The sequence below is a fragment of the Streptomyces sp. URMC 123 genome (assembly GCF_051386515.1).
In the GTDB taxonomy this organism is placed as follows: domain Bacteria; phylum Actinomycetota; class Actinomycetes; order Streptomycetales; family Streptomycetaceae; genus Streptomyces.
Genome location: NZ_JBPQTV010000415.1, coordinates 1 through 4,838 on the forward strand (window position 1 = coordinate 1; position 4,838 = coordinate 4,838).

Genomic DNA, 4,838 nt, shown 5'->3' on the forward strand with positions numbered 1-4,838 from the left:
CCCCCCCCCCCCCCCCCCCCCCCCCCCCCCCCCCCCCGGCCGCGGAGCGCTCCCCGTACGCCCCTCACACCCCGCGGCCGCCGCGGGTCACATCTCGCCGGCCTCCTCGACCAGCACGAACGCCGTCTTGCCGTCGAGCGACTCGCGGACGACGTCCGCGTGCCCCGCGTGCCGGGCGATCTCCTCGATCAGATGGAGCAGCAGCCACCGCATGGACCGCTCGCTGTTCGGCGGGAACCAGGGCGCCTCGGGCAGCGGGAACGTCGCGTCCAGGTCGGGCAGCTCGCGGACGAACCGCTCGGTGTCCCGGGCCACGTCCTGCCAGTGCGCGAGCACGCTCTCGACCGTCTCCTCGCCCTCCAGGCGGTGGCTGCCGTCCCAGTTGGACTCGTCCCGCTCGACCGCGGGCGACAGGCCCTGCGCCATGAGCACCCACCCCTGCTCGACCTCCGCGCAGTGCTTGGCGAGGCCGGCGAGGGTCAGTTCGCTCTTCGACGGCCGCGCGACGGCCTGCTCGGCGGTCAGCCCCAGCAGCGCCCGCCGGATGCCGCCGCGCTGGGCCTCCAGGAAGTGCAGCAGGGCGCCGCGCTCGTCACCGGGGGTCTCGGCCTGCACAAGAGTGGGCATGGGGTTCGCCTTCCGTCGGGGTGCTTCCCTCTGACACCGCATACGTTAGGGAGAGTTGCGGACAGGTACGGTCCGCGAGTGTCAGCGGGTTTCCGCGATTCCCGCGATTCCCGCGGGACCAGCGGGACCCGCGGGGCGCCGCGCCCGCTCAAGGGCCCTTCAGAAGGGGAAGCGGCTGCGCCCGTGCTGAATGGAGATCCACTTCTGCGTGGTGAACGCCTCCACCATGGAGTCCCCGTTCAGCCGCCCCAGTCCGGAGTGCTTCTCGCCGCCGAAGGCCACGATCGGCTCGTCGTGCACCGTGCTGTCGTTGATGTGCACCATGCCGCTCTCGATGCGCTGGGCGATCCGCACCCCCCGCTCCACATCCGCGGTGTGCACGGCGCCGCTGAGCCCGTACGGGGTGTCGTTGGCGATCCGTACGGCCTCCTCGTCGCCGTCGAACGGCACCACGACCACCACCGGGCCGAAGATCTCCTGGCCGAGGACGGGCGAGTCGGCGGGGAGGCCCGTGAGCACGGTGGGGGCCATCAGATTGCCCTCCGTGCGGCCCCGCACCAGCGCCGTGGCGCCGGCGTCCACGGTCTGCTCGACGAGGGTGGCGATGGCCTCCGTCTGGGAGGAGTTGATCAGGGGGCCGATGTGGGTCTCCGGGTCGGCCGGGTCCCCCACCTTCAGGGTCTCGACCTTGGCCACGAACTTCTCGGTGAACTCCCGCTCCACGGAGCGGTCCACCAGCACCCGGTTGGCCGCCATGCAGACCTGCCCCTGGTGGACGAAGCGGCTGAAGACCGCCGCGTCCACGGCGTAGTCCAGGTCGGCGTCGTCCAGCACGATCAGCGCGCTGTTGCCGCCGAGCTCCAGCACCACCCGCTTGAAGTGGGCGGCGGCCACGGTGGCCACATGGCGGCCGACCTTGTCGGAGCCGGTGAACGAGATGACCTTGGGCACGGGGTGCTCGATCAGCGCGTCCCCTATCTCCGCGATGTCGGTGACCACCACATTGAGCAACCCGGCCGGCAGCCCCGCGTCCTCGAAGACCTTGGCGACCAGGCCGCCGCCGACGATCGGGGTGTTCTGGTGCGGCTTGAGCACGACCGCGTTGCCCAGGGCGAGCGCCGGCGCCACGGACTTGATGGAGAGCAGGAAGGGGAAGTTGAACGGGCTGATGACGCTGACGACACCCACCGGCAGGCGGTAGACGCGGTTCTCCTTGCCGTCCACGGGCGAGGGGACCAGCCGCCCCTCCGGGCGCAGCGCGAGCTGCATCGCCTCCCGCAGGAACTCCTTGGCGAGGTGGAGCTCGAACGCCGCCTTGGTGCGCGTGCCGCCCAGCTCCGCGATGATCGCCTCGGTGATCTCCTCCTCGCGGTCCTCGACGAGACGCAGCGCCCGCTCGAAGACCAGCCGGCGGGCGTACGGGTTGGTGGCGGCCCACGCGCGCTGTGCCCGCTCCGCCGCCCGGTACGCCTGGTCCACCTCGCCGACGGTGGCGACGGTTATGGAGGCGAGCTTCTCCCCGTTGTAGGGGTTGAAGTCGATGATGTCCCAGGAGCCGCTGCCGGCCCGCCACTCGCCGTCGATGTACTGGTGTGCCAGCTCTGTGAAGTAGGACATGCCATCCCTATCTGGAGGCCGCCGCACCCGCTGGGGGCGCCGCGGACGAGGTTGCGGGCCCTGACGGAGCGTCATCCTACTTACGTACCGGCGTGGTTGGGCCGGGTGGGGCACAGCCGTCGCACCGCGCGGGTCACAGCTGCCGGAGCGGGCCGGTCACGGCTGCCGGAGCGGGCCGGTCACAGCCGCTGGAGCAGGTGGGCGAGCAGCTCGCGGCTGTCCTCCGGCGCGAGGCTGTCGGCGTGCAGCCGCTCCATCACCCGCTCGTACTGGGCCACGTCGTCCGGCTTGTCGAGATAGAGGGCGCTGGTCAGCTGCTCCAGATAGACCACGTCCGACAGGTCGGACTCCGGGAAGCGCAGCAGGGTGAAGGCACCGCTCTCGCCGGCGTGCCCGCCGAAGGAGAACGGCATGACCTGGAGCGTCACCGTGGGCCACTCCGAGACCTCCACGAGGTGCCGGAGCTGGCCGCGCATGACGGCGCGGCTGCCGTACGGCCGGTGCAGCGCGGCCTCGTCGAGCACCACGTGGAAGTGCGGCCCGTGCTCGGACACCAGCAGCTTCTGGCGCTCCAGCCGCAGCGCCACCCGCCGGTCGATCTCCGCGCGGGAGGCGTCCGGCTGGCCCCGGGTGACCACCGCGTGGACGTAGTCCTCGGTCTGCACCAGGCCGTGCACGAACTGCACCTCGTAGGCGCGGATGGAGGAGGCGGCGCCCTCCAGCCCCACATAGGTCTGGAACCACCCGGGGAGCACATCGCCGTAACTGTGCCACCAGCCGGTGACATTGGCCTCCCGGGCCAGGCCCAGCAGCGCCGCGCGCTCGGCCTCGTCGGTGACCCCGTACAGCGTGAGCAGGTCCTCGACGTCCCGCGCCTTGAAGCTCACCCGGCCCAACTCCATGCGGCTGATTTTCGATTCGGAGGCGCGGATCGAGTATCCGGCGGCCTCACGGGTCACGCCCCGGGCCTCGCGCAGCCGCCTGAGTTGCGAGCCGAGAAGGATGCGACGCACCACCGAGCCGCTCGAACCGCCTGCCGCGCCCGTGCCGTCGACGCCGCTCATGGTGCCTCCGCTTCCCCCGGCGACCGCCGGGCGAGCCTTCCGTTCCGGCTGCACTGTGCTCATGTCGCGACTACCCGTCTCCGTTGGTGGATGCACTGCGACCGTTCAACGGGGCGCAGTCTGCCACCTCCGGGTTCCATTGCGTGCCCGTCCGGTTACGGAGACGGAAAGTGGACGGCAGGGCTACGAAAGTGGACGTAGGAAGAATTGGGAGCGAAGTAGCCCCTGGCCCCCCACAACGGGCGCGTGCACGTGCATCTGCCCTTGCATCTGCCCTAAGCATTGGTAACGATGGTGCTCGCAGCACCTGCACGCCGCCTTGACTGATTCCGATTGGCCAGGAGTGCCTCGCATGGGGACCCACGGATCGACCATGCTCGCGCCGCTACGGCAGGGGCTCCCGCCGGTCGACCCCGCCGCGGTCTCGAGCTCCGCTTCCTGTCCTCTGCTCTCCCGGTACGAATCCGTCAAGGGGGCCCGCGAGTTCACCAGGTCGTCGCTGGAGCGATGGGATCTGGCCGATCACTTCGACAGCGTCGCGCTGGTCGTATCGGAACTCGTCACCAACGCCCTGCGGCACGCCCTCCCCCGGGAGGGGGCGAGCGATCCGCACGCCCAGCCGCCCGGCCATGCGCCGGCGGTGCGGCTCCACCTTATGCGCTGGACCTCACGCCTGGTGTGCGCGGTGCGCGACCCCAGCGACGAGTCCCCGCTGCCGGGGCCGGACGAGCTGCGGCCGGCCGCCGTCCCCGGGCCGGAGGCGGGGTCGCGGACGCAGACACATACGCAGGCGCAGACGGCGTGCGACGCGCTGATCGCGGAGGCGGAGTCGGGGCGCGGCCTCCATCTGGTGGAGGCGTTCAGCGACAGCTGGGGGTGGCACCCGCTCGCGGGGAGGCTGCGCGGCAAGGTGGTCTGGGCGCTGTTCCGGCTGCCGCCGGCGATGCCCTGACGGACGACGCGGGGCCGGTGTTCCGGTCGGCCGCGGCTCCGATTTCCCGGGGCGGGCGCCGACGGTCGCCGTCAGCCGCCGCCGTCGGCGGCCGTCAGTCGCCGTCAGTCGCCGTCAGTCGTCGTCAGTCGTCGTCAGTCGTCGTCAGTCGCCGAGGAGATAGTCGAACTCCCCGTCCTTGATGCCGAGCAGCATCGCCTCGACCTCGGCCGGGGTGTAGATGAGGGCCGGACCGTCCGGATGGCGGGAGTTGCGGACGGCCACATCGCCGCCGGGCAGCCTCGCGAACTCGACGCAGGCGCCCTGGGAGTTGCTGTGACGGCTCTTGCGCCACTCGATCCCCTGGAGATCCGTGGCCGCCATGCCGTTGTACGGGTGGTGCACAGGAGACTCCTGGAGATGCGTGGGGGGTGGGGCCCCTCCGGTGGATCGTTGAAGGGGGCAACTGAGCTGGATCATAACTCCGTTCATGTGCCCCTGCACGGGACGATGCACGTGCAGCCGCACTCTCGCCGCTGGTCTCGACATAGACGTGCGCCACGCCCCCGAGGTCCGGCCGCTGGCCGGAAGCTCGGGGG

Annotated in this window: 5 protein-coding genes; 1 reads left to right on the plus strand and 4 read right to left on the minus strand. The window is 71.3% G+C overall.

Features of this window, described 5'->3' with window-relative positions; genetic code table 11:
• Positions 1-87: 87 nt before the first annotated feature.
• From ACSNOD_RS28420 to ACSNOD_RS28430, 3 genes are all read right to left on the minus strand, one after another.
• Positions 88-627 carry a DinB family protein gene (locus ACSNOD_RS28420; RefSeq protein ID WP_436769938.1) on the minus strand — a complete coding sequence of 180 codons (540 nt, stop codon included), beginning with the start codon at positions 625-627 and terminating at the stop codon, positions 88-90.
• Positions 628-786: 159 nt separating this feature from the next.
• Positions 787-2,244, minus strand: a complete 1,458-nt coding sequence (locus ACSNOD_RS28425; RefSeq protein WP_436769939.1) for an aldehyde dehydrogenase family protein — start codon at positions 2,242-2,244, stop codon at positions 787-789.
• 179 nt (positions 2,245-2,423) lie between these two features.
• Complete coding sequence (locus ACSNOD_RS28430; protein WP_436769940.1) at positions 2,424-3,308, minus strand: helix-turn-helix domain-containing protein; 885 nt, start codon at positions 3,306-3,308, stop codon at positions 2,424-2,426.
• A gap of 352 nt (positions 3,309-3,660) precedes the next feature.
• On the opposite strand from ACSNOD_RS28430, the gene ACSNOD_RS28435 reads away from it, so the two are divergent.
• Positions 3,661-4,260 (plus strand): ATP-binding protein, encoded by a 600-nt coding sequence (locus ACSNOD_RS28435; protein WP_436769941.1) that lies wholly within the window; start codon positions 3,661-3,663, stop codon positions 4,258-4,260.
• 144 nt (positions 4,261-4,404) lie between these two features.
• On the opposite strand, the gene ACSNOD_RS28440 is transcribed toward ACSNOD_RS28435, so the two are convergent.
• Positions 4,405-4,644 carry a DUF397 domain-containing protein gene (locus tag ACSNOD_RS28440; RefSeq protein WP_436769942.1) on the minus strand — a complete coding sequence of 80 codons (240 nt, stop codon included), beginning with the start codon at positions 4,642-4,644 and terminating at the stop codon, positions 4,405-4,407.
• Between the last annotated feature and the right edge of the window lie 194 nt (positions 4,645-4,838).

What these genes read in the sequence shown, in the direction of transcription:
- ACSNOD_RS28420 (WP_436769938.1), bottom strand. Translation starts at nt 627, where the DNA reads ATGCCCACTCTTGTGCAGGCCGAGACCCCCGGTGACGAGCGCGGCGCC.
- ACSNOD_RS28425 (WP_436769939.1), bottom strand. Translation starts at nt 2,244, where the DNA reads ATGTCCTACTTCACAGAGCTGGCACACCAGTACATCGACGGCGAGTGG.
- ACSNOD_RS28430 (WP_436769940.1), bottom strand. Translation starts at nt 3,308, where the DNA reads ATGAGCGGCGTCGACGGCACGGGCGCGGCAGGCGGTTCGAGCGGCTCG.
- ACSNOD_RS28435 (WP_436769941.1), top strand. Translation starts at nt 3,661, where the DNA reads ATGGGGACCCACGGATCGACCATGCTCGCGCCGCTACGGCAGGGGCTC.